Raw genomic sequence first — 23,294 nt, forward strand, 5'->3', positions numbered from 1 at the left:
GGAAACAAGCCAAATATCACTGGCGACGTTTTATCACCTGGACTCAAGATACCATGGAGTATGAGCTAAATACGTTATTGGAAGGTTATGGTGATCAATTTGCAATTAATTTTTCTTGAGCACTTAACCGAAATGTGTTTGGTTTTCCTACAAAATTAGAATGGCGCGAAGTTAGCTCAGGGAAAGATAGTGAAGACTATTTTCCAAGGGATAGGTACACGAATGTCTTAAAACTAGATAAAGGTAAGGCGGTAATTTACCAAGATTTTTACAATCGAGGCTTTTCTGAGAAACCCGAGTTTATCATTGATATTCACAATGACCTCGACAAATACAGCTCAGTGAATCTTGGTTCTGTCGATGAAAGGTTAAAGCATGCTTACCTGTCATCATATTGGTCAAGAGAAACCATCGTCGCTTTCCATTACGATGAAGAAATCAGCACCTTATTCATTGATGTAGACTTGCCGGAAATAGAAGATACGCCAGTCTCTAATGGTGAGCGTTTGAAAACCGCTGAGGAATATTTTCATGATTACGCGAGGCATGTTCACGCCGTGATCCTTCGTGTATCCGGCATAGCTTTTAGAGTGCGCCCAGAAGTTCAGTTTGTTGTGACGGCTGGTTATTCACAAATATTCAATCACGATACTGGTGATGAAGATGACCGCTATCTGATTAATGCCAGACTTAATAGAGAGAAATTTGAGCGGCTACCAATCAAAAACATAGCTAAGTGTGACCCCATACAATATTTGTCAGGCTTTGATGTGTTGGTTAACATGGCAACCAACAACAAAATGAATGCAATTGAGTTGAGATGGTGACATGAAAAGGCTACTAATTGCATGTGTAATTCTTGCCTTAACAGGATGCGGTGATAACCACAGTGAATTTAATGGCGTGTATATCTGCAAAATAGGTCAGATAGTTAATTCTGAGGTAGCAGCACAAGGAAGTGAGTACTCTTTTCCGCTGGTGGTAGTGAAAGCCAAGATGACTTTTAAAAATGGAGTGATGACCATTCATGGAATGAAATCAGGTGATTATGTTGGGCATGAGATGGCTCTGACTGCTGCACCAGTTACACCGGATGGCAGGAAGATTATGTCAGAAAGAGAGTTTAAATATGATGATGGTGTAGTTAGTGAGGATTTTTTCCCTAAATACGGTATCGCGACAATTACGATCGGCAATCCGCGCTATGATGGTATAATGCAACAGCTAACTAACTGCAAAAAAGAGCAAGAATAATTTCACTGAAAGCCGAAACAGCCCCTTACGTGGCTTTTACTATCCAAACTCTCCAGTCATACGCCATTGACTTATACGATAAGAGTGCTATTATCATTCTATACATACGCCAATGGCGTACTGAAACATGATATTCATTGAGACCTCTATATTCACCGAAGACTGTAAAGAGCTGTTAAGTGATGATGAATATCGCGAGTTTCAGCAATATCTTGCAGACAATCCCGCTTCGGGTGATGTTATCCAGCACACTGGGGGCTTACGTAAAGTTAGATGGGCATCCAGAGGTAAAGGTAAACGTGGCGGTGTACGCGTCATTTATTATCACAAGGTCGATGTCTCACATATAAGACTGCTGCTGATTTATAAAAAAGGCATTAAAGATGACCTTAGCGAGTCAGAAAAGAAAGTCTTGAGAGCATTAAATGAGGGATGGTAACAATGGATAGCAAATTATTTTCCAGACTCACTGAAAGCATGACACAGATGAACGAAATCATGAATGGCGAACGTGCTGCTTCTCGTGAAACAACTATTGAGGCAGTGAAGGTAAAAAACATTCGTCAGACAACCGGCTTAAGCCAAGCGGGATTTGCTAAATTAATCTCTGTTAACGTTGGAACCCTTCGCAATTGGGAGCAAGGGCGAAGAGAGCCAACAGGACCAGCCAAGGCTCTGTTAAAGGCGATAGAGAAAGATCCGCTTCATGTCTTAAAGGCGTTATCTATGTAGCTTACGAAGCCCCTTACGGTAATACCGCTCGCTTAAGTACGAGCGGTTCTTTTTTTATAAAGGTAACGTGGTGCTTTACAGAGCACTTGCCTTGGAATAGATTGGCGTTTTCGCTTTTGAGGTAAGATCAGCCGTTTACCACTCTCCCTGAGTGCTTTTAATTTTTGAGGGATCGTGCCGGGACTTCGTCCGGAACACCATAAAAACTCATCCTGTATTAGTCGTAACGCATTGATAAAGCTTATCTGAAGAGGTGCAACACGATAGTCCTTTGCCATCCGACTCATCTCCAGCCGAACCAGATTGTAGGCAATTAATATGCCCCATAATTCCTGATAGATGCCTGCCCGGGTTTGGCTTCTCAGGATGGCCGTATTATTGAGTTGCCTTTGTTTCAGCTCACCATAACCTTCTTCGGTTTCCCATCGTTCCCAGTACACACCCAGAATTTCTTTGAGGGGATACGTCACCGGGCACGCCATGGAGGTGATAAATCCTTTAATTTCTCCCTTCGGTTCCGGGATCAAAATAAGACGGGCCCGCCATGTTTTTTCAAGGTGAGGATGGGTTTGTCGGGCTTGGGGAGAAACCGGCATGTCGATAAGTTTGTCATAAGGGCTGTGTTCCTTAATGACGTCATAACGTATTTTACTTTTTATCGGGGTGAGCCAATGGGTATTTTTGTCGGCACCTCTCCAGGCTTGAAATAACTCCGCAGAGAGAAAACCCCGATCAAACAACGTCAGGGAATTTTCTGGTGCAGAGCCCACCAGTTGTTGGGCGTAACTAACCTCAGCTTCGTTTAAAAATAGCGATATCATTATCCCGTAAATTCAAGCTCGGTTTTTTAGGTTGGAATGTATAATCAATGAGGCCTGCGGCGATTTCCAGCAGAAAGCCACCTTAGAGGGAATGGGGGTGTCGGATGAGAAAACCGTCGAGCTGATGATGAAAGGCCGTAAGGAGCTGGAACGGGTGATGGGTATCCAGAAAGAATATGCCGGCATCACCAAGGAGAGCATCGAAAAGTCTATCAAGTTCAATGCGGCCATGAATAAGTTCAATCAGTCATCGGGCTTGCTCAAAAACAGCTTTCTGGAGATGGTGATCCCCGTTCTCGCCAAAGGCATGGCATGGTTGTCCCAATTCATCGACTTTTGTAAGGATAATAAGAACCTGATTATCGGCTTCTTTTTGGCGGTTGGCATTGCAGTGGCCACGTTTTATGTGCCGCCCATGCTGGCCGCTGCGGCCGCAACCCTTGCCGCGACATGGCCCATCTTAGCCATTATCGCCATCATTGCGTTGCTGGCCGCCGCGTTCGCTATTGTTTACGACGATATTATGAACTTTATCGATGGCAATGATTCGATGATCGGTCGCATCATGGACAAGTACCCGATGGTGAAGAAAGTCATCATGATGCTATGGGAAGCATGGCAGACCCTGTTTGGCTACCTCAAAGTGGCGGTGAAATTTGTCGCCGATATCGTGATTGCTGCCTTTAATTATATGGATCAGAAGATCACGGCATTTATCAACTGGCTGCTGGGTTCGGTGGCTTCCCTGACCGAATGGGGCAGCCAGTTCAGCGGCGTCTTTGACACGGTCTCGGATGCGGTGGTGGGCGCGTTTAAATGGATGTGGGAACAGGTGAAGAAGGTGATTGGCTGGATAGGCGACGGGTTGGATGCCGTGTCCAAAGGCATTAGCACAGTGAAAGGCTGGTTCGGTTTTGGCGACGATAGCAAAGTGGAAGTGGTGCAGCGCTCAGTCAATGAAGACGGACAGATAGATGCGAAGCTACCGAAGTTGGCTCATAAGGAAGATGATAAACAGGCTGTTCGCGCCGATGTAGAAAAACTCAACCGACAGCTGGCTATCGCTGCCCAGAACCCGCTTAATCCGATAACCAGTCAGGCGATCAGCAACCAGTCGCACCAGACGAATGAAATCAATACGCAGATCGGTGAAGTCACTATCACGACACAGGCCACCGATGCGCAGGGAGTCGCCAAGGATATGAAAGGCGAGCTGAACAACCAACTGAAAGACTTAGGCCAGCAAACTGCCACGGGAGTAGCGAAATGATCACCGAGGTGAAAATCTTTAACGTAGACAGCTTCGCCACCTTGTTCGAAAGTGCCAGTCCGATACAACTCAGTGTCCGGGATGAGCATAAGGTGACGAAGTTTCAGGTGGAGAACGGCGAAACCCGCAGTGACCATATTGTGGTGGAAGCGGTAGAAATTGGTATGGAACTGTTGCTCACGGGCGAATTGAAAAACCATTTTGCCACGATGCAGCAGGCCTACGATACCCATCAGTTGGTGGGTATCCAGACACGGGTCAAAACCTACCAGCCGATGATCCTCGTCAATTTTTATCATGATGAAGTGCCGGAAATGGCCGATGCGATCAAACTGTCCCTGCGGTTCAGCGAGTGGCGCACGGTTGAGCCGGAATACGGTGAACTGCCGCCCCGGAAAGTGGCGAAAAAAAACCAGTCCGGCACGGTCAACCGGGGCAATGTCCAGACCAAGGACGTAGAGGGCAAGAAAAAATCCGTTGCCACCAAAATCATGGATGGCGAAAGTATATTCGGAAAGAGTGGAGGCAAATGATGCGCGAAATCCCGCTACGCGCCATTCCTAATCAGCGGTTGGCGGTGACATTGGACGAGGCTAACTGGGTGATCACGATTAAAGCTGCACGCACGATGATGGTATGCGATATCCAGCGCGATGATGTGATAGTGGTTCAGGGCAGCCGCTTAATCCCCAATACGCCGTTAATTCCTTATGCGTACCTCAGCACAGGCAATTTTGCTTTGTTGACCGAAAATCACGAATTGCCCTGGTGGGAAAAGTTCGAATCGACACAAACACTCATTTACTGGAGTCACGATGATAGATCTGCGACGCATCCGGCTGGGGATTGAAGTCAGCGGGCGGCTGAACTGGTACGAGGGCATGCGCCTCTCAGCCTCCGGCACCAAGTACGCCAACCCGTTGCAAAATGAGTGCGCGGTCAATATCGACGGCCTGAGCAGTGATACCCGCGATTACCTCCTGACCCAGACCAGTCCCTACACCAAAAACAAACAACCGCGCCGCCTGATCTTGGAAGCCGGACGGGTGAATACCGGGCTGTTCCGGGTGTTTGTCGGCGATATTGTCAGTGCAGAAATTACCTCACCGCCCGATGTGACCTTAACCCTGAAAGCCAAGACGGGGAACAGCAGCAGCGGTGCTGTCGTTTCTTCTTCTGGCGGGGCCATCAAAAAACTGTCTGAAATTGCGCAGGGGATCGCGCAAGACTGCCACGTGAAGCTGGATTTTCAGGCCACGGATAAAAATATTGCCAACTGGTACTACTGCGGCGCGGCACTGTCTCAGGTGGCGCGGTTACAGGAATCGGGCGGCGTGAAAGCGTTTATTGACGATGAAGTCTTGTATGTTAAAGACCGTGATAAGGCGCTGAAAAACCGCCTGCGTATCCTGAATATGAAATCAGGCATGGTGGGCATTCCCAAAGCCACCGAAAAGGGCCTTGATGTCAGTTTTCTGATTGATGGCGAATCTTTTCTGGGCGGTATGCTGCGGCTGGACAGCAAACTGAATAAATCCCTCAACGGCGATTACATCATTGAGCAACTGAAATTTGATATTGCCTCCCACGATGACGCCTTTTTCTACACCGCCACCTGTAAGCGAGCGTAACCATGAATCAACCCAATAGCGATATCGCCAGCGAAGGCAGTCTGGCGGGGCAGTTTATGGCGGCCTTTCGTAACCTGATGTTAAACGTGGAGGACATGTTGCCGGCGACGGTGGTGAGTTATGACGACCAGACCAATAGAGCCGTTATCCAGCCACTGGTGATGATGGCGACCACTGAAGGACAGACTGTTTCCCGTGCACCGGTACATAACATCCCCGTATTTCGTTTTGGCGGCGGGGGCTTTTTTCTGCGCGTACCCATCAAGCCCGGTGATTTTGGCTGGTTAAAAGCCAACGACCGGGATATCAGCCTGATCTGCCAGCGCGGGGGACAGGAAGACCAGCCCAACACGGCACGGCTGCATTCGTTCAGTGACGCGATGTTCTTTCCTGACACAATTAAAGGTTGGGCCATTGACGGCAAGAATCTGGATGCGTTGGTTATCCAGTCGATGGATGGCTCAGTCTGTTTGTCGTTGCACAGCAATAAAGCCGTATTGGAAACCCCCCGTTTTGAGGTGAACGCCCCTGAAACCCTGTTCACCGGCAATGTCACCATCAATGGCAACCATGCGGTGAATGGTAACAGCGATTCCAATGGCGGCACGATGCGCCATAACGGGCGCAATATCGGTGATACCCATCAACACAGCGGTGTTCACACGGGTGATGGCCACACAGGAGAACCACTATGATCAGCTTTGCCGTCGATACCAATAACGATTTAATGCTGGGCGATGATGGCAACCTGTCGCTTTGCAAAGGCGAACAAGCGGTTAAAAACCTGTGTGTCCACTACGCCCGTGCATTACGGGGAGAGATGTTGCACAAGGTGGATAAGGGGATCCCTTACTGGAAAACCACCTTTGGACGTCAGGCAGATATTCCGATGTTTGAAGCGGCGTTCCGTGAACGCATGCGTGAGGTGGACGGGGTAAATGAGGTTGTTTCCTTTCAGGCTGAAATTGCGGATGACGAGTTGCGTTACGTTGCCGTGATCCGCTCAACATACGGGAGTTTTACCCTCAATGGCTGATTATCATTACATTACCCGGCAGGGCGTGATTGTGCCGGATACGGCCGATTTGCGCGGCGCCGTGGAAGCCGAGTTTCGCACGGCGTTCGGGCAGGACATCGACTTGTCACCGGAAACCCCGCAAGGCGTACTGGTGACGATGGAAACCGAGAACCGTGATGCGATGGTGCGTAACAATGCCGAACTGGCCAACCAGATTAACCCTGATATCGCGGGTGGGGTGTTTCTGGATGCGATTTGGGCGCTGATGGGCGGCAGCCGTTTTGCGGCCACCCGTTCTTACCTGTCCAATGTCGAATTCGGCGGCGTACCGGAGACGATTATCCCCAAAGGCGCGCAAGCGGAATCAGTCACCGGGGCGTTGTTTGAAACGATCAGCCCCCTGATTATCGGCAAGAACGGTAAAACCACCGGGGATATGCGGGCGGTGCTGTTCGGTACGGTGGAATGCAAAGCCGGACACCTTGAACGGGTGGCCAGTTCCGTGTTGGGCTGGGAAACGGTAAATAATCCCACCCATGCGGTGGTCGGGCGTGAAGCCGAATCGGATATCAGCGCCCGGCGAAGACGCAAGCAGACACTGGCTAAGAATACCGTCAGTGTGGGCGAAGCGATCACGTCTTCTCTGTACGAACTGGAGGGTGTGAATTCGTTGTCGTTCCGTGAGAACTATGCGCCGCAGATTATCACGGTTGATGGTATGAAGCTGCTGCCCCATAGCGTCTATGTTTGTGTGGAAGGCGGCGACCGCGAGGAAATCGCCCGCGCCCTGCTGCGTACCAAAACCATCGGGGCGGCGTATAACGGGAAAGAAGTGGTAACCGTAATAGAACAGGTCAGCGGACAGGAGTATGAGATCCGCTTTGACCGTCCCACGGAAAAGATCACCTTTTGCCGGGTCACCGTTAAAAAATCCACGATGGACGCGCAAAGCATTATCCCCGCGGCTATTGAGCAATGGGTACGCGGTGAATTAGAAGGCGATAATGGGCTGGTGGTCGGGCGTGAAGTGTCACCGTTTGAAATTTCTGCGGCCATTAATGCCATTGAGCCACGGCTTTTTATTACTAAAGTTGAGTTGTCACTGGATGGTCAGGCGTGGGAAATGGGCACGATTCCTATCAGGCTAAATGAAGTGGCGCGATTGCATCGGGGATCGGTGCAGGTGGTGATCGTATGAAGATACAAACGCTGGACTTTCATTCTGATCTGTTGCGGGCCATTCTCTGGCAGTATGAGAACGCCGATAAACTGAAAACACTGGCGAGGCATAAAGCGGATTATTTCAATCGCAACACGGTGGCATTCTGGCAGCACTGGACTCGCGACGTGTTCAACATCGATACGGCCAACGACTTCGGGCTGGCCGTCTGGGCGCGGATCTTGGATGTGTCGCTCGGCATTGATGTAGCCCCCAGTGATAAAACCAAAATTGGTTTTGGTTTTGGCAAGAAGCGTAACTTTAAGGGCAACTTCCGGCGCAATGCCGATTACACCCTGATGCTGACCGCTGAACAGAAACGCCTGATTATCCGTATGCGCTACTTCAACCTGACGCAAAGTCCAACCGTGGTTAACATCAACCTCTTTTTAGAGCGCTTCTTCTGGCGTAATGAAAGCAAAGTATTTGTGCTCGATCCGCTTGACATGACCTATATGTATTACGTTTTTAATTTCAAACCCGATGAACATCTCAGGGTGTTACTCGAAAACTTTGATCTGATGCCGCGTCCCTCTGGCGTGGGTGTCAAATACCGCGTTGTCACCAAGAAAGCCTTTGGCTTCGGTAAAAAACATACCAACTACTTAAGCAGTAACTTCGGAGCTTAATTCCATGACTAAAATCTTTAAAACCCCCTTTGCGGCGCAAGGGGACAGGGTGTCTATTCCTAATGAAGTTCAGCCAGATGGGGCTGTCTCGTATACCCAGGGTTACGGCTATGATTACGAGCGTGACCAGAATACCGATCCGGCGGCGAAGGATATTGAACGTGAGAAGATGAACGGGATTTTTCACGATATCACCGAAGCGGTGGGTGAAATGCAGACCTTTGGTGTGGCGAAATGGTCGTTAGAGGCACAACCTTATCCCTTGCGTGCGGTGGTGTACCACAATCAGAAACTTTACCAGTCACGTATTGAGAACAACAAGGAGGATCCGGAAGCGGGTAAAGGATGGGTGGAGCTAAAAGCCGACCTGACAGCGGGTGATGTGGGGGCCTATAACAAAGAAGAAGCTAATCAGCGATTCCAGCCACTGGGGAACTATACGCCTGCGGGGTATAGCTATGGCAAAGAAGAGTCAGATACCCGTTTCCAGCCGAAAGGGAACTACCAGCCTGCGGGGAATTATGCACTTAAGGGCGAAAGTTACATTAAGTCGGAATCGGATGATAAATATCAACCCAAGGGAAGTTATTTAGAAACGGGTTATAGCTATTCAAAGAATGAAAGCGATGGTAAATATCAACCGAGAGGCAACTATGCACCTGCGGGCAGCTACGCCCCGAAAGGGGAGAGTTATACGAAAGATGAATCAAATTCCAGATACCAGCCAAAAGGAAATTACCAGCCTACAGGCAACTATGCCGTTCGCGGGGAAAGTTACACGAAAGGGGAATCAGATAGTAAATATCAACCTCGTGGGAACTATCAGCAAGCGGGGAACTACCAACCTGCCGGAAATTATGCGGTGAGGGGAGAGTGCTATACCAGAGGGGAGAGCGATGGACGATATCAATTGCGAGGTATTGCACAAAATTGGCGAAAAGTCGGAGATTTTGGCAAAGATTATAATATTGAGATTCAATTGAGCGAAAATTGCTTAGGCAAATATCTATATATCCAACGTGATGGTTGGGGTTATAGCCTAGTTGGTTTTTTTGTTCCCCCAGTGCCTGGTGTTCGGTTTGGAGTTTCTTTGCATTCACAGGGGTATTGGGATTTTGTCGTATCAACCAATGGTAGGCAATTAAATATGCTAGAGTCTGGTAACGGGCGTGCGGGGGCAGTTTTTATAGTAGATTGAATTATAAGTTAAAAAAAGACAGATGGAACAAAAATGCGGGAATTTCTTTTTTCGTTATGAATTCATAATTGATTATGAAAGTAATTATTTACTTTTTTGATGTATGCCTGTCGTCATTATCACTGCACTTAGTAGTGCATGTTTATTTGCAAGTATTACGTGATGTTTCATTAGCCACTATTGAATAAATAAATTTTATTAATGCCTCATGCGTTATTCTTCTGTTATAAAAATATAATGTGATAAATCTCTACATCACTAGTAGAAATTCACCAATGCCTTTGTAACATTAATGGGGTGGTATCGAGTTTCTTAACATCAGAGTGCCAGTAACTATTTATTGTTACTGGCATTAAATAAATTCAATTACTGAGACAGAATTTTTAGTGAGTTTTCAAACTCTTTTATAAATAGATTATAATCCGTCGTTTGCTTTGACCACTCTAATGCATTTTTACTTAATTGGTGATAATTGCCAACAATGTGTTGGACAGCTGTGGCACATTTCACAGGGTCAATTAATTTAGGGGCGGTAAGGCGGTCATTAATAGGGTCATAAATGTCATGTGGAAAATCAATATTGAGCCCTGTTGTTTGATAATATTCATCCGCTGAAATATCAGGAGTAATACCGATACCGCATACTTTATCTTTTATTGCTTCCGGTTGCCCATTCAATAGAGGGAATATGACAGGTACACCGTTTGACATAGCTTCAATACATGATAAACCAAATGCTTCAGCAACTGGTGTACTGATGTAGATATCAATCATTGAGTAAAACTTAGCTATATCAGTTTGATAGCCAATAAATTCAACATTTTTTTCTAATTTCAATTTAGTAACTAATTTCAGCAAGTCATCTTTTTGTTCACCATCACCGGCAATAATTAATTTAGCATCTATGCTCTGATCTATCAGAGCCTTAATACAGAGAATTGCAATTCCAATACCTTTCAGACCAACCAGTCGTGAAGCTATACCTAAAGTAATGGGGCTATCATAGTTAATAATTTTAGAAGATATCAAAGGTTCTATTGGTAATCTGTTTATTACAGTATTTATTTGGCATGATGGATTAAACCTTAACTCCATGACTCTTTTTGATGCATTAGAAACTGTAATTACAGAGTTCAGCATGTTAAAAAAATCTATAGTTTTTTTATTGTTTTCATATTGCCATGAGCAGCCATGGTCATAATAAACTAAAGTAGTATTTTTAGGCTTGTAGGATAGCCGCGGTATAAAATCCCAAACAATAGTTACATTCGGCTTACTTTTCTCTATTTTTTTAGCTAAAGTGAGTTTTCTTAAGAAAGTTGGGTATTTTATTGTAGTTGAGCCAATGAAATTAGAAAAATTAATGTTAAATTGCAATAATTCATTTTCTAAGTTTTTGTTTATACTGTTACTGGTACATAAAATTTCATTATCAAAAGAACTATTTTTTAAATATTCAATAAAAATACGTTCAGCACCGCCAAAGCCTTGTAAATTAATTAGATGCAACAGTTTCATGTATTCTCCTCTGTTATGATTTTACCCTTTTAACCCAACGTCAAATAAACACTATCCATAAAAAAGCTTTTATTTTTAATGATCTATTTCTATATTGTTCATCAAAAAAAGAAATCCGCTTTTGGAGCATTATTGACCTATCGCCATCGTTATAGGTTGATTGCACACCAATAGGCGTATTTATTCATATCATCCTCCAAAATGATTTACAGCAAGTACAAGCATAGCACTCAATCTCATTTACGTAGACTAATCTGATGAATTGTTGATCGTTACCCCACGAATGGAGCTGGGGGAAAGGAATTATAGTGCCAGCAGTTTGCTTCTCGCTTTTCTCTCACCATTTTATGTCGAGTATCCTATTGATGTGGTCGGCAAATTGCAGGGCTGGATGGGTGGGACGTATTTGGGACGGGTATCGAAAAGCAACCGCAGGTAACTGCGGGTAACTCTCGGCAAGGTGGGACGTGTGAGCACTGATAAATGCGGTAATTAGTTGATTTAAAAGGTGACTCTACTCTCTTCTAAGCCGTAGGTCACAGGTTCGAATCCTGTAGACTACAAAATCAGGATCAATGTGCTGATATCATCTTCTTTTTTTTGGTTAAGGTATATAAGAAAGCTAAAATAGAATATTTTTTCTAATAAATTGTAATCAGAAACTATCGAAGAAAGCGGCAAGAAAAAGGGGGCTTCGTACACCTTTGGCCAACAACAAAATCGATCTTAAAGTTAGAGCGCTTTTATCATTTTTTGTCGGCTATTTTACCAGAATATTACCATCATTTTACCAAAGGCAAATTTGAGACATAAAAAAACCAACCGCAATTGGTTGGTTTTTCTAGGGAAATTTGGTCGGCATGATAGGATTTGAACCTACGACCCCCGACACCCCATGACGGTGCGCTACCAGGCTGCGCTACATGCCGATGACTGTTCCTATAGTACCGTTTTTTATTTTCAAAGCAAGCCCTTAATTTAGTGAGTGATTGATTTTTAAACGATTAGTTTGCTAAAAAACGTTTCACTTCAGTTAGTATCTGTAATAGTTGGGCAAGATTTGGTTTGGAACCCTGAATTTCATTACCGTCTAAATCATACAGATAATATTCCCCATCTCTGGAAAGATAGATCGTATTTTTAGCCGTCGTAATTATCAATGAACCATTATCACCAGTAATAAGCCATGGGTTTTCTCTTTGAGCGTTAAAAAGATCTTCACCTTGTGAGTAATCTTCTGGAGAGTTGCCAACGTGCAGTAAACGTTGCATTAATGTTGTCATGACATCTTGATGACTGGTCAGTTTGTCGATAACTTGTGCAGGTGTACCCGGCCAGTGAATTATCAGAGGAACGTGAATCTGTTCGCGGTTGAATTTGTTATCAGTAATCCATTGCGGAGAGCGATTTATTGTCTCTTCACTCTGTTTGGCTGTAATCACAACGATGGTTTTATCTAGAACGCCTTTATTTTTCAAAGAGTCTAAAATGTTGTAGATTTCAGTATCCAGCGCTTTCTTATCGAATTTACCCGATGTATGAGTAACCCCGTTAATATCCAGAAAGGAGAACCATGGTGCAGAATCGTTGCGTAGATTCAGCCATTGACGCCATTGTGTCACGGTTAAGTTATCGTCTTGCTTGCCTGTGTTTGGCAGTGAGTAATCAGTCAATATCGCTTGACGATAAAGCGGGGTTTGGAATCCATCGGAAGAGAACAGGCCAAATTGATACCCTTGATGCGTCAGTGCATCAACAAGTGCGGATGGTTTTCTTGCATTAAGAACACCATCTAGGTAACCCGATGATATGCCATAGAATAAACCAAACAATGCAGTGTCGTCCTGAATACCCGTGCTGAAATGTTGAGTAAACTGGATGTTGTTTTTTGCAAATTGTTCCAGAGCCGGCATATCATTGATGATATCTTGATTATCCAGCCCATCCACCACGAGTAGCAGTAGATTATAGCCGCGCCCAGTATCCTGATAGGATAAGTTATTCAGTGGATAGTTGATGCTCAAGGCAGCAGGGTTTCCTTGCAGATTAATGCGGCGTTGGTATTCTTGATGATCCAATAATCCATGTTTTTCAAGGAACTTACGCGCTGTCATTGGATAAGAAAGCGGTAGGTTTGATCGTTGCATGGTAATGGGACGGTAAAAGTTGGCGTCTGCCCAGATATACATGAGATGGGAAGCGACAAAAGCGGTGATAAATACCGCGGCCAGTGGTTTTCCGAATCGTTGGCGATTGAGGCTACGTAACTTTTGCCAACTCCATGTACCGAAGAGCATCTGTATCAGGAAAATGATGGGGATACAGATGAACATCAGTTGCCATTCCCTTGTTAATTCCCCTTGTTCCGGGTTAGTGACTAAATCCCAGACTAATGGAGTTAAGTGCAGGTGAAAGCGAACATAGACAGAAGAGTCGAATATCAGCAGCGTTAGGCCCGCCGTTGCCAGTGCGGCTGAAAGAAACCTAAGTAACCGCTGGGATATGACGATGAATGTCAGCGGAAATAAAATAAGTAAGTAGATAGCAAAGATAATAAAGCTGAAATGACCGAGCCAACTGACTAGCGCGTAGATACGCCCAAACAGTGAACCCGGCCAGTCAGATGCAAATAAATAGCGACTGCCCAGCACAAGACTGAACATAATGTTGAACAGGGCGAACCAGTGTCCCCAACTGATCATCTGAGAAACTTTTTCGCGGTAATGCTGACGGCTAGTCACCATATTTTCTTTACATTAAGGTATTAATTGAAATTAATGCGCTTTATCTTCGTTAATTGAAGATTGTAATGCGCGTGCAAACGAGTCTGCGATATGTCTGCGTTGTGCAGGAGCAATGCTCGTATTGATCAAATTCGTTACCATATTACCCAATACCATCAGAGTAAGGTCAGTTGGCGCATGATTTTTCTCGAAAACATTTATTAATTCAGTTAATAAATGTTCAACTTTTTCATCGCTATAGCGAGACGACTGTGGCATAAATCAAATATCCTGAATGTACAAAGCCCTATATCTTACCGTATAGGGGAGTAATTTTCTGCTTTTTTATGACAAATTAATTCCCTATCGTGGGTATTGCTGTAATTTTCTAATCTGCTGCATCGTTTTAGCCTTTGATATATTGAGCATTAGCAATTAAATTTTGAATGCTTTTTGATCATTGGGGTTTTTGGTTGCAGCAAAGAGGCAACAGTGTTTGAATACGCCGCTAATCGCAAGGTTCCATAGGTAGCCAAAGCTGCAAAAGGAGTATAAATAATGAGTCTGGACATTACCCAGATCGCGTTACATCGGCTGATTAAACGTGATGAACAAACGTTGGAAGTCATTTTGCGTGATTCTCTGCTAGATACTAATCAAGTGGTTGAAGAGATGATGGCTGAATTACATCGTGTATATAGTGCAAAAAGTAAAGCCTATGGTTTGTTCAATGAAGAGAGTGAATTGGCGGAATCTCTCCGTCATCTGCGTAAAGGTGATGACGATTTTCTCGGTTTTAGTCGGGCTGCAACGGTTCGCCTGAAAGATGAGCTGGCAAAGTATCCTTTTGCGGAGGGTGGAACGGTTCTGTTTTGCCAATATCGATATCTTGCCGTGGAATATTTGCTGATTGCAGTTCTGAATAGTTGTAACAGCATGTCCGTCAATGAAGAGTTGGATGTGAACACAACGCAGTACCTTGATATTCCTCATGCAGATATCGTAGCAAGAATTGATCTGACTGAATGGGAAACTAATCCTGAATCCAGCCGTTATCTGACTTTTCTGAAAGGGCGGGTAGGGCGCAAAGTTTCTGACTTCTTTATGGATTTCCTTGCTGCCAGTGAAGGTATGAATGCGAAAGTACAGAATAAAGGATTATTGCAGGCGGTGGATGATTATTGCGAATCGGCGCAATTGGATAAAAATGAACGCCAGGCTTATCGTCAACAAGTCTATGGTTATTGTAATGAACAGTTACAGGCCGGTGAGGAGATTAAGCTTGAAGAATTATCCCAGGAATTACCGCCATTGGGAGAGCAAAATTTTCAGCAGTTCTCGCAGGAACAAGGGTATGAACTGGAAGATAGTTTCCCTGCCGATCGTGGGACGTTGCGTCAGTTGACAAAATTCGCGGGCAGTGGCGGAGGATTAACCATCAATTTTGATGCCATGTTAATGGGAGAGCGGATTTTTTGGGATCCAGTGACGGATACCCTGACGATTAAAGGTACACCGCCAAATTTACGTGACCAATTGCAACGTCGTGGTAATCGCTAATTTCCGTATTAGCCAAAGAATAAACCCTAGAAATAAATAACGCCGCAATTGCGGCGTTATTTACTCGGCGTCCCGATAAAAGCTCGACTGTGGCTAATTAAGCACGCAGGAAATCGATGTGCGTCAGTTTAGGTTTAAACGGATGACGCTGTACTGCCTGCACTTTAACTTTAGTTTCTTTACCATCAACAACCAGAGTCATAACTTCGTAGAATTCTGGTTTGCTTTCGTGGTTGATAACTGCATCGTGATCCAGTTCGATAGAAACTGGCTCTTGGTTACCACCGTAGATGATTGCTGGAAACTTGTTAGCTCTACGCAGGCGGCGGCTCGCACCCTTACCCTGCTCTTTACGTACTTCTGCATTAATAGTTAACATTATTTTTTCTCTGTAAAAGAAGAAAATAAATCCTGCTACAGGCGACCCAGCAGCAGGTTCGATACTTGGCCTAACATTATGTATTATGCTAAGCGGGCGGCATTCTAACGAAAAACCGCTATGACAGCAAATAGAAATGCACTATCTGGCTGGTTAGCAGGCAGGTTATTTGGCAAGCCTAGTACAGATCATCAGCCCGTCTAAACCGTCCCTGATAGTCAAAAATTTTTTCCCGGATTTGCCAGAATTGCCCCTTTTTGCGTGCAACAACAAAATCAGGATGGCGTAATAAAGGGCGTTGGTGAGCAATGTCTGCTGCTGTTTGCCACTGGAAAGCGGTTCCCGGCGCACGTTGATGTTGACGAAGGAACTGAAGTTCAAATACTTTCTTCTGAGCAGGAGTGGATAAGCGGAACAGTTCTGAAACATCCGCACCATCTTCATCATAATAGGTGATCTTCAACCACTCTCCTTTGTTGTCATAACCCGGAATTAATTGCATTCCACCACAACGCAGTACCAGCGCATCTTTAAGTTTTAAGGCTGCTTTCAGCATATCATCAGGATCGACTAATATTTCTTCACAGCGGTTACAGCGTCGGGCCGCGATATCATTTTCTGCTCCACAGTGGGGGCATGATTTGAAACGAAAACGGAAATCACATTGTTGTCGTTTTCCATTTTCATCCTCTTCCCAACCTTGGCAACGCCTTCCAAAATGCTCAATGAGCTCTCCGTCTGCTGTACATGTCCCCCAAAACGTATTAGCAAATTGGCAGATGGGACAAAATACCTGTACCGGCTGGCTTTGTGAATTAGGTTTGCTGTTACCGACTTCGGGCGTGTAGAGATCGTGGGGGTTGCCCGCATAATCCAGGATCAGGCAATCTTTTTTATCAGGAAATAAACGCAGTCCACGCCCAACGATTTGCTGATAAAGGCTAACGGATTCCGTGGGCCGTAATATGGCAATTAAATCTACATGCGGCGCATCGAATCCTGTTGTCAGTACGGCGACGTTAACCATATAGCGAAGTCGTTGTTCCTTGAATGCGTTGATCAAGAGATCCCGTTCAGATGTGGGGGTATCTGCGCTGACTAATGCAGCTTGCCCAGTAGGTAATAACTGGAAAATTTCTTTGGCGTGTTCGACCGTAGCGGCGAAAATCATCACACCTTTTCGGCCTTGGGCATAATCAATAATCTGTTTAATGATATGGGGAGTAATGCGCTTTTGGCGTTTTATCTCCCGGTTTAGCTCAGATTCGTTGAATATTCCTTGCTGACTGGTACGAACCTGACTGAAATCATATTGAACTATTGGCATGTCCAGTCTTTCCGGAGAAACCAGAAAGTGGTGTTTAATCATATAACGCAACGGAAGTTCATAAATACAATCGCGAAAAAAACAGCGTTCATCACCGCGTATCATGCCATGATAATGATATTGGTATATCCAGCCATAACCCAGACGATAAGGTGTTGCGGTTAGTCCCAGAATACGTATTTGAGAATTGTTTTTCTGGAGTTGTTGGATAATTTGCTGGTATTGGCTATTTTCATCATCACTGATGCGATGGCATTCATCAATAATTAGCAGTGAAAAATGGTGATCAAAATGCTCCAGATTACGGGCAATGGACTGGATGCTGCCAAAAACGACCTTTCCTTCGCTTTGTTTTTGCTTTAACCCGGCAGAAAAAATATCCGCATTTAACCCATAAGCACAATATTTGCTATGGTTCTGTGCAACGAGTTCCTTAACATGCGCCAAGACTAAAACACGGCCGTGAGCTAACTTTGCCAATTCAGCGATAACGAGGCTTTTACCTGCACCTGTTGGTAAAACAATCACTGCCGGCTCTTTGTGTTGGCGAAAATAGTGAATGGTAGCATCTACCGCTTCTTGTTGATAAGGGCGTAAAGTAAAAGCCATTTTTATGTTACTGTCACAGGTATCAGGTAAAAGAATGGGTATAGAGAATAACATCTTTCATTTAGCCTTGCTGCTGAGAAAATGTTTGTCATTCTTTCTTTTTCTAGGATTAGACGGGCTATAACGAGTGATTTATTATTGTTATAGTTATTTTAGTGATGACTATTATGGTAATTATCTGTTTAACTTAGTATCACCGTAGTAGCCTTGAAAATATTTGCAATATCAAAGGCATATTTACGTGTGTTTATTTTTATCAGGGACATCTATTCATGCGATTGGATAAGTTTTTATCTCAACAGTTAGGTATTAGCCGTAATGATGTGGGGCGTGAGTTACGAGCAAAGCAGGTTACTGTCGATGGTGAAGTCATCAAAACAGGCACTTATAAGTTGAAACCCGACCAACAAGTTGCTTATAACGGAACGATATTGCAACAATTAAATGGCCCACGCTATTTTATGCTGAACAAGCCACAGGGATATGTGTGTTCGACAGATGATCCGTCAAACCCGACGATTTTATATTTTATTGATGAACCTGTTGCCCATAAATTACATTCGGCCGGGCGCTTGGATATTGATACTACCGGGTTGGTTTTGCTGACGGATGATGGACAGTGGTCACATCGTATTACGTCTCCTAAACATCATTGCGAAAAAACTTATCTTGTTACATTAGAACACCCGATATCGGAGGATACTGAGCAACAATTTCTGGCAGGAGTCCAGTTGAATGGTGAGAAGACACTGACAAAACCAGCAAAGTTAGAAATTATCGAACCCCAAATTGTACGTCTGACCATCAGTGAAGGGCGTTACCACCAAGTAAAACGAATGTTTGCAGCAGTGGGGAACCATGTTGTTGAACTTCATCGGGAAAGAATCGGTGAAATTTATCTCGATCCTGAATTAGCGCAGGGAGAGTACCGAGCGCTAACTGATAGCGAGATTAATAGCATACAAATGCCAACACCTTAACTTCTTACCCTTCAACTGATTCAGGAGTAACTGCGTGCAACAACAGCGAGTATCCTATTTGGGATTAGTCATGATCCTTGGCTTGCTTTCTATGCTAATGCCATTGGCAATTGATATGTATTTGCCAAGTATGCCAACGATCGCTGAAAATTTTGGTGTCAGTGATGGTTTGGTTCAGATGACGCAGAATAGCTATATTCTGGGTTTTGCCATCGGTCAAATGTTTTATGGGCCAATGGCGGATAGTTTGGGGCGTAAGCCTGTCATTTTAGGGGGAGTTATTGTTTTTGCTATATCTTCTGCCGCGTGTGCTTTAGCCCAAGATATTCACACCTTTATTTCCATGCGTTTCTTGCATGGTTTTTCTGCTGCCGCTGCCGGTGTTGTAATCAATGCCCTGATGCGTGATATGTTCACAAAAGATGAATTTTCCCGCAGCATGTCTTTTGTCACCTTAGTGATGGTTATTGCACCTTTATTAGCTCCCATGTTAGGTGGGATGATGCTGATATGGTTCAATTGGCATGCCATTTTTTGGTCAATCGCTATTGCAGCGGTAGTCTCTGCGGTTTTGGTCACTTTCTTTATTAAGGAAACATTGCCGAAGGAAAAAAGGCAGCGCTTTAATTTAAAAAACACGCTAATGCAGTTTATTATGCTGTTCCGGCAACGTCAGGTATTGTGTTATATCTTAGCCAGTGGTTTTTCCTTTGCCGGTATGTTCTCTTTCCTGAGTGTCGGGCCATTTGTTTACATTAAATTAAATGGCGTGTCTGAACAGAATTTTGGTTACTATTTTGGGCTGAACATTATTTTTCTGTTCATTATGACAACTATTAATAGCCAGTGTGTTCGTAGATACGGTGCATTGAAAATGTTGCACATTGGGTTGCTCGTCCAATTTGTCATGGGGCTGTGGTTATTGTTTAGTACCCTGTTTGATCTGGGATTTATTTCTTTAGTCATAGGCGTTGCTATTTATATCAGTGGAATTTCTATGATCACATCTAACACAATGGCTGTTGTGTTAGATGATTACCCGCATATGGCCGGAACCGTTTCTTCACTGGCAGGAACAATCCGTTTTAGTATTGCTGCATTGGTGGGGGCCACTTTGTCTTTTATGCCAGGAGAAAGTGCTTGGCCGATGGTAGGAGCAATGGTGTTATGTGCGACATTGGGAATGCTGCTTATTATCCAAGTACGTAAGGCACAAAAATAAAAAACTAAAAGGCTGTCTCTTTGTATGGGATGGCCTTGTGTTATCACTTCTGTTTATTATCTCTTCTTCACTCTTAGGTATAAGAACATATAGATTTTCTTAAGATTTTTTTCTATGTATTTAGAGCTAAGTTTGCATTTTCCCTCCTAAAATTCCTTGAATGCGCAAAGAGGCGATTGACTGCATTGATAGACAGGAAATACCGAATGATCATCAAATAAATGTAGAAAATTATTAATTTCGTTATGTTCAGATAGTATTAATGTGTTGGCTTTTTGTTAACTTTTTATGATTGGTTTCATAACTACAAATGATAATGGTGTCGTTATTAATTAACCTATTGTAAAAAAACAAAATTAATCTTTTTCTGGCGTTAGGTGAAGTCTAAAGAAAGCAAATATGTAAATGAATCTTGAATAAAAAGTTGCCATATTGCGTGAAAATAAGTTGAATTATTTACTTAAACAGTATAAATATATACAAAATGCGAGTTTGATCGCACTTTTTCAGGATGAAAAGGGAAGTAAGTGCGATAATGTGGTTTTCATTTTAACCTTTTTTTTACTTTTCTGTTGGGTGGTTATTCGGTTTTGACGAGTCGATAACCGACATCTGGTGGTTAGATGTATTAATGTTGTTTCTGATAGGAATAATACGTGAATAATATCCAACTTTCGGTAGTACACAGACTGCCGCAAAGTTATCGGTGGTCATCTGGGTTTGTTGGTACAAAAGTTGAAATTTTACCAGCAGAAGAAACAGATATAGGGAACAGCCTGACGGGGCTGAAGTTGTTAAGCCATGAAGGCGAAAAAGCACAGGAGATTTTGCGTACTATAAATCAGTCTATCGCTGATATGCAGATACTAAGTGCAGTGATTGAATGGGAAGGGGAGCCATGTTTGTTTTTTGCTAAGGAAGACGAAAGTGCAGTGATATGTCGTCTTAAGACGTTAGGAGCTGCAATTGCGGAAAACATAACGGCGTTATATCCGCTATAATTTTTTTACCCATCAATAAAAAACGCTTCTATTCAGGAAGCGTTTTTTATTGCTTGCAAGGGAATTTTTTGAATAATACGGCCTTATGCCCGACTTAATGATGGGTTATATTGTGGCCTTTGTATCATCTGATAGTACTCGCCTTGCACCATAGTATCGTTTATTCCAATAGTTATCAGTCAACTTAGAGACGATAACCCCACTACTGGTTGAAGCATGCACAAATTGATTATTGCCGATGTAAATACCAACGTGACGCATATAACGGCCAGTCTTGAACAGTACTAAATCACCTGCACGTAATTTAGAACGGCTAACGGTTTGACCTATACGCTGTTGTTCTGATGTTGAACGTGGTAAATCCATGCCGAATTGATCGTGAAAAGTACGCTGTACAAAAGCAGAACAGTCAATGCCGCGTTTTGTATTCCCGCCTAACCGATAAGCAACCCCTTTCCAGTCTGCATATTGATTAAGTAACTTGGATTTAATACCTAAGTTGTTAACTAAAGTTTCAAATTCATCCTGAGATGGTTGCAGTAAGAAATGCTTTTGAGAGTTTACTGCATGCGTCTCAGTATGCTTATTACGTAGTTTGGAATCTGGTGAACTACATGCGGTTAGTGCCACTGCCGCCAGAATTGCGGGTATCAACCGCAATATATATCTCAGTATTGGTTGAGATTTGACCATTATATTAATTTTCCCTTGCAGCCCTTAAATCTGATTTATTACCACCATAAAAACACTAAACGTTTTAAAGCCTAGTAAGAGTATGATGAATTAACAAATTTTCTGTCCCTAAAGTGTGTGAAGCAACACATTTTATTAGTTTCTTTACAAAACGCATTATTTTAACAAACAGGACGCAGGGAAGATTACTTAATTCATTAGTAAAAAGCGAGAGACAAAAAGAGGTATTTACAAAAAATTAGATTACTAACTAAGAGGTTAGAATGGCTTGTTGTTATTTTATACTGGTATGGTGAAAATTTTATGGTAATTGAGGAGATAGCTGATATCTCCTCAATATTATGGCCTTAATTTGTCTGTCTGATATGCGGTAATTTCTTATCCAGCCATTCTGCTATGTTGTCACTCAGTGGCGTCAGTAATACCCAACTCATGCCGACCAGCGTCAGAGACAGGGAGCCTACGGCAACATCTGTAAACCAGTGAGCGCCTGCCATAATGCGAGGAAGGGCGAAAGTGATCATAATCAGCAGGGCAATAAAAAATGCGCCGCGGGAGACATAACGTAGAATAAAGCTGCTGAAAATCAATAGCATCAGGCCATGATCGCCAGGGAAACTGTCTTTTGAGGCATCTTTTGTATGCCAACTTGTCATACTGTCTATACGGTTGACGTTTTCAAATGTCAATGTTGGGCTTGGACGAGTGACAGGTATCTGGTGACCTATCTGATTAATGATGACAGCGGAGATGAGCATGACGAGGCCAATCATGAAAAGTCGGCGTTTACCCGCATAATCTTGTTTGCGAAATGCACTGTAATAAAGCATTCCCATAAAAAGTAGCGAGATCACATCAAATGCTCTGACATTGGCGATTGCTACAAATAGGGTAAATTTTGAGTTTGGCAGCAGTTTCTCATTAAAAAAATAAAAAATAGAAGAATCAATGTGAAACCAAAAGCCGTGGTTCTCAGGTAAGTACCATGAGAGAAACAGGGAGATGCCAAGGATATTAAGCATAAGTATAGCGAGTGGGCGACTGCGAGTCATGAAGTACCTATCTAACACGTAAAATGGTTTTAGTAGACAAATTAACAAGGGGGGCACTATAACAAACTTTCCAGAAAAGGGTAATCGCTGTGGGATGTAATTGTTAACGTATGGTTATATCAGCATATTTTTAAAGTTAATCGGTTAATTTTTTCTCATTAATATGGAAATGGTTCAATGATATCGGAAAAATAGCTAAATCCCAATTTCAGTACCGATAATATATATTTGATGCGACATTGATACCTGACTATTATTAAATAACCAAGAATTGACTCCTTCATATCCAAACTTATTGGAATATTCTGTTGAATTGCGGGCTGAATAAATAAAAGGTATAAAGAAATTTTTCCATTTGCCGTTATATAGACAGCAGAGTGTTACGCTATTATCTGGTTTAAAATTAGCGCGGGGCTAAAATTGAAAAAAGATAATAATACCTGTAGTGGAGATTGACT

General features: G+C 43.5%; 25 protein-coding genes and 1 tRNA gene. 17 read left to right on the forward strand and 9 right to left on the reverse strand.

Translation table 11 applies throughout. The features are described 5' to 3' along the window. Window positions 1–134 precede the first annotated feature (134 nt). The 4 genes from Xenpb_RS14185 to nadS all read left to right on the forward strand — a co-directional run bounded on the left by Xenpb_RS14185 (window position 135) and on the right by nadS (window position 1,986). The gene (locus Xenpb_RS14185) at window positions 135–827 is read left to right on the forward strand and encodes a hypothetical protein (protein WP_187654924.1); all 693 of its coding nucleotides are present in this window, start codon (window positions 135–137) and stop codon (window positions 825–827) included. A 1-nt stretch (window position 828) separates the two neighbouring features. Further along, complete coding sequence (locus Xenpb_RS14190) at window positions 829–1,254, forward strand: hypothetical protein (RefSeq protein ID WP_187654925.1); 426 nt, start codon at window positions 829–831, stop codon at window positions 1,252–1,254. A 127-nt stretch (window positions 1,255–1,381) separates the two neighbouring features. Beyond that, on the forward strand, window positions 1,382–1,693 hold the full coding sequence (locus tag Xenpb_RS14195; RefSeq protein ID WP_069315354.1) for a type II toxin-antitoxin system RelE/ParE family toxin: 312 nt from the start codon (window positions 1,382–1,384) through the stop codon (window positions 1,691–1,693). A 2-nt stretch (window positions 1,694–1,695) separates the two neighbouring features. After that, the gene (gene nadS / locus Xenpb_RS14200) at window positions 1,696–1,986 is read left to right on the forward strand and encodes a NadS family protein (protein ID WP_038243532.1); all 291 of its coding nucleotides are present in this window, start codon (window positions 1,696–1,698) and stop codon (window positions 1,984–1,986) included. Between the two features lie 32 nt (window positions 1,987–2,018). Here nadS and Xenpb_RS14205 read toward each other — a convergent pair whose 3' ends face one another. After that, window positions 2,019–2,807 (reverse strand): IS4 family transposase, encoded by a 789-nt coding sequence (locus Xenpb_RS14205; RefSeq protein WP_187654926.1) that lies wholly within the window; start codon window positions 2,805–2,807, stop codon window positions 2,019–2,021. A 97-nt stretch (window positions 2,808–2,904) separates the two neighbouring features. Between Xenpb_RS14205 and Xenpb_RS14210 the strand changes: the two genes are divergently transcribed. From Xenpb_RS14210 to Xenpb_RS14250, 9 genes are read left to right on the forward strand one after another with little or no spacing between them, the layout of a single operon-like run. Next, window positions 2,905–4,077 (forward strand): hypothetical protein, encoded by a 1,173-nt coding sequence (locus Xenpb_RS14210; RefSeq protein ID WP_187654927.1) that lies wholly within the window; start codon window positions 2,905–2,907, stop codon window positions 4,075–4,077. Further along, window positions 4,074–4,610, forward strand: coding sequence for a phage baseplate protein (locus Xenpb_RS14215; RefSeq protein WP_187654928.1), 537 nt, complete (start codon window positions 4,074–4,076; stop codon window positions 4,608–4,610). Before Xenpb_RS14210 ends, Xenpb_RS14215 begins: the two co-directional genes overlap by 4 nt. Beyond that, complete coding sequence (locus tag Xenpb_RS14220) at window positions 4,610–4,927, forward strand: hypothetical protein (RefSeq protein ID WP_187654998.1); 318 nt, start codon at window positions 4,610–4,612, stop codon at window positions 4,925–4,927. Before Xenpb_RS14215 ends, Xenpb_RS14220 begins: the two co-directional genes overlap by 1 nt. Beyond that, window positions 4,893–5,708: a hypothetical protein gene (locus tag Xenpb_RS14225; protein WP_187654929.1), complete on the forward strand. Its 816-nt coding sequence runs from the start codon at window positions 4,893–4,895 to the stop codon at window positions 5,706–5,708. Before Xenpb_RS14220 ends, Xenpb_RS14225 begins: the two co-directional genes overlap by 35 nt. 2 nt (window positions 5,709–5,710) lie before the next feature. After that, window positions 5,711–6,403: a Gp138 family membrane-puncturing spike protein gene (locus Xenpb_RS14230; RefSeq protein ID WP_187654930.1), complete on the forward strand. Its 693-nt coding sequence runs from the start codon at window positions 5,711–5,713 to the stop codon at window positions 6,401–6,403. Then, window positions 6,400–6,744, forward strand: coding sequence for a hypothetical protein (locus Xenpb_RS14235; RefSeq protein ID WP_187654931.1), 345 nt, complete (start codon window positions 6,400–6,402; stop codon window positions 6,742–6,744). The genes Xenpb_RS14230 and Xenpb_RS14235 overlap by 4 nt, the downstream gene beginning before the upstream one ends. Continuing rightward, a complete protein-coding gene (locus Xenpb_RS14240) occupies window positions 6,737–7,924 on the forward strand; it encodes a baseplate J/gp47 family protein (RefSeq protein WP_187654932.1) in 1,188 nt (395 codons plus the stop codon). The genes Xenpb_RS14235 and Xenpb_RS14240 overlap by 8 nt, the downstream gene beginning before the upstream one ends. Further along, complete coding sequence (locus tag Xenpb_RS14245; RefSeq protein WP_187654933.1) at window positions 7,921–8,574, forward strand: DUF2612 domain-containing protein; 654 nt, start codon at window positions 7,921–7,923, stop codon at window positions 8,572–8,574. Before Xenpb_RS14240 ends, Xenpb_RS14245 begins: the two co-directional genes overlap by 4 nt. A gap of 4 nt (window positions 8,575–8,578) precedes the next feature. Further along, window positions 8,579–9,772, forward strand: a complete 1,194-nt coding sequence (locus Xenpb_RS14250; RefSeq protein ID WP_187654934.1) for a hypothetical protein — start codon at window positions 8,579–8,581, stop codon at window positions 9,770–9,772. Between the two features lie 366 nt (window positions 9,773–10,138). Here Xenpb_RS14250 and Xenpb_RS14255 read toward each other — a convergent pair whose 3' ends face one another. The 4 genes from Xenpb_RS14255 to Xenpb_RS14270 form a co-directional block, all read right to left on the reverse strand. Next, window positions 10,139–11,290 (reverse strand): glycosyltransferase, encoded by a 1,152-nt coding sequence (locus Xenpb_RS14255; RefSeq protein WP_187654935.1) that lies wholly within the window; start codon window positions 11,288–11,290, stop codon window positions 10,139–10,141. An 852-nt stretch (window positions 11,291–12,142) separates the two neighbouring features. Further along, window positions 12,143–12,219: transfer RNA gene (locus tag Xenpb_RS14260), tRNA-Pro, on the reverse strand. A 75-nt stretch (window positions 12,220–12,294) separates the two neighbouring features. Continuing rightward, complete coding sequence (gene yejM / locus Xenpb_RS14265; protein ID WP_187654936.1) at window positions 12,295–14,034, reverse strand: LPS biosynthesis-modulating metalloenzyme YejM; 1,740 nt, start codon at window positions 14,032–14,034, stop codon at window positions 12,295–12,297. Between the two features lie 30 nt (window positions 14,035–14,064). After that, window positions 14,065–14,292, reverse strand: a complete 228-nt coding sequence (locus Xenpb_RS14270; RefSeq protein ID WP_047964219.1) for a YejL family protein — start codon at window positions 14,290–14,292, stop codon at window positions 14,065–14,067. Between the two features lie 279 nt (window positions 14,293–14,571). On the opposite strand from Xenpb_RS14270, the gene yejK reads away from it, so the two are divergent. Continuing rightward, window positions 14,572–15,573, forward strand: a complete 1,002-nt coding sequence (gene yejK / locus Xenpb_RS14275; RefSeq protein WP_187654937.1) for a nucleoid-associated protein YejK — start codon at window positions 14,572–14,574, stop codon at window positions 15,571–15,573. A 97-nt stretch (window positions 15,574–15,670) separates the two neighbouring features. Here the strand turns inward: yejK and rplY are convergent, their stop codons facing one another. Together rplY and Xenpb_RS14285 are read right to left on the reverse strand one after the other, a co-directional pair. Beyond that, the gene (rplY, locus tag Xenpb_RS14280) at window positions 15,671–15,952 is read right to left on the reverse strand and encodes a 50S ribosomal protein L25 (RefSeq protein ID WP_038235979.1); all 282 of its coding nucleotides are present in this window, start codon (window positions 15,950–15,952) and stop codon (window positions 15,671–15,673) included. A gap of 178 nt (window positions 15,953–16,130) precedes the next feature. Then, window positions 16,131–17,888, reverse strand: coding sequence for a DEAD/DEAH box helicase (locus tag Xenpb_RS14285; RefSeq protein WP_187654999.1), 1,758 nt, complete (start codon window positions 17,886–17,888; stop codon window positions 16,131–16,133). Between the two features lie 272 nt (window positions 17,889–18,160). On the opposite strand from Xenpb_RS14285, the gene rsuA reads away from it, so the two are divergent. The 3 genes from rsuA (at window position 18,161) to Xenpb_RS14300 (ending at window position 21,091) form a co-directional block, all read left to right on the forward strand. Next, window positions 18,161–18,868: a 16S rRNA pseudouridine(516) synthase RsuA gene (gene rsuA / locus Xenpb_RS14290; RefSeq protein ID WP_187654938.1), complete on the forward strand. Its 708-nt coding sequence runs from the start codon at window positions 18,161–18,163 to the stop codon at window positions 18,866–18,868. Between the two features lie 34 nt (window positions 18,869–18,902). Next, entirely contained in the window at window positions 18,903–20,090 is a 1,188-nt protein-coding gene (locus Xenpb_RS14295; protein ID WP_187654939.1) for a Bcr/CflA family multidrug efflux MFS transporter, read from the forward strand. A gap of 656 nt (window positions 20,091–20,746) precedes the next feature. Beyond that, entirely contained in the window at window positions 20,747–21,091 is a 345-nt protein-coding gene (locus Xenpb_RS14300) for a YejG family protein (protein ID WP_187654940.1), read from the forward strand. Between the two features lie 105 nt (window positions 21,092–21,196). Here Xenpb_RS14300 and mepS read toward each other — a convergent pair whose 3' ends face one another. Together mepS and Xenpb_RS14310 are read right to left on the reverse strand one after the other, a co-directional pair. Then, entirely contained in the window at window positions 21,197–21,784 is a 588-nt protein-coding gene (gene mepS, locus Xenpb_RS14305) for a bifunctional murein DD-endopeptidase/murein LD-carboxypeptidase (RefSeq protein ID WP_187654941.1), read from the reverse strand. A gap of 347 nt (window positions 21,785–22,131) precedes the next feature. Next, entirely contained in the window at window positions 22,132–22,836 is a 705-nt protein-coding gene (locus Xenpb_RS14310; RefSeq protein ID WP_187654942.1) for a phosphatase PAP2 family protein, read from the reverse strand. Window positions 22,837–23,294: the final 458 nt, after the last annotated feature.

Source organism: Xenorhabdus sp. PB62.4 (assembly GCF_014467285.1).
Lineage (GTDB): Bacteria > Pseudomonadota > Gammaproteobacteria > Enterobacterales > Enterobacteriaceae > Xenorhabdus.

Bases quoted from the DNA above. Each gene is read 5' to 3' on its own strand.
- Xenpb_RS14285 (WP_187654999.1), bottom strand. From the start codon at position 17,888: ATGGCTTTTACTTTACGCCCTTATCAACAAGAAGCGGTAGATGCTACC.
- yejK (WP_187654937.1), top strand. From the start codon at position 14,572: ATGAGTCTGGACATTACCCAGATCGCGTTACATCGGCTGATTAAACGT.
- Xenpb_RS14220 (WP_187654998.1), top strand. From the start codon at position 4,610: ATGCGCGAAATCCCGCTACGCGCCATTCCTAATCAGCGGTTGGCGGTG.
- Xenpb_RS14190 (WP_187654925.1), top strand. From the start codon at position 829: ATGAAAAGGCTACTAATTGCATGTGTAATTCTTGCCTTAACAGGATGC.
- Xenpb_RS14235 (WP_187654931.1), top strand. From the start codon at position 6,400: ATGATCAGCTTTGCCGTCGATACCAATAACGATTTAATGCTGGGCGAT.
- Xenpb_RS14270 (WP_047964219.1), bottom strand. From the start codon at position 14,292: ATGCCACAGTCGTCTCGCTATAGCGATGAAAAAGTTGAACATTTATTA.
- Xenpb_RS14250 (WP_187654934.1), top strand. From the start codon at position 8,579: ATGACTAAAATCTTTAAAACCCCCTTTGCGGCGCAAGGGGACAGGGTG.
- rsuA (WP_187654938.1), top strand. From the start codon at position 18,161: ATGCGATTGGATAAGTTTTTATCTCAACAGTTAGGTATTAGCCGTAAT.
- mepS (WP_187654941.1), bottom strand. From the start codon at position 21,784: ATGGTCAAATCTCAACCAATACTGAGATATATATTGCGGTTGATACCC.
- rplY (WP_038235979.1), bottom strand. From the start codon at position 15,952: ATGTTAACTATTAATGCAGAAGTACGTAAAGAGCAGGGTAAGGGTGCG.
- yejM (WP_187654936.1), bottom strand. From the start codon at position 14,034: ATGGTGACTAGCCGTCAGCATTACCGCGAAAAAGTTTCTCAGATGATC.
- Xenpb_RS14245 (WP_187654933.1), top strand. From the start codon at position 7,921: ATGAAGATACAAACGCTGGACTTTCATTCTGATCTGTTGCGGGCCATT.
- Xenpb_RS14225 (WP_187654929.1), top strand. From the start codon at position 4,893: ATGATAGATCTGCGACGCATCCGGCTGGGGATTGAAGTCAGCGGGCGG.
- Xenpb_RS14195 (WP_069315354.1), top strand. From the start codon at position 1,382: ATGATATTCATTGAGACCTCTATATTCACCGAAGACTGTAAAGAGCTG.
- Xenpb_RS14240 (WP_187654932.1), top strand. From the start codon at position 6,737: ATGGCTGATTATCATTACATTACCCGGCAGGGCGTGATTGTGCCGGAT.
- Xenpb_RS14230 (WP_187654930.1), top strand. From the start codon at position 5,711: ATGAATCAACCCAATAGCGATATCGCCAGCGAAGGCAGTCTGGCGGGG.
- Xenpb_RS14255 (WP_187654935.1), bottom strand. From the start codon at position 11,290: ATGAAACTGTTGCATCTAATTAATTTACAAGGCTTTGGCGGTGCTGAA.
- Xenpb_RS14310 (WP_187654942.1), bottom strand. From the start codon at position 22,836: ATGACTCGCAGTCGCCCACTCGCTATACTTATGCTTAATATCCTTGGC.
- Xenpb_RS14205 (WP_187654926.1), bottom strand. From the start codon at position 2,807: ATGATATCGCTATTTTTAAACGAAGCTGAGGTTAGTTACGCCCAACAA.
- Xenpb_RS14215 (WP_187654928.1), top strand. From the start codon at position 4,074: ATGATCACCGAGGTGAAAATCTTTAACGTAGACAGCTTCGCCACCTTG.
- nadS (WP_038243532.1), top strand. From the start codon at position 1,696: ATGGATAGCAAATTATTTTCCAGACTCACTGAAAGCATGACACAGATG.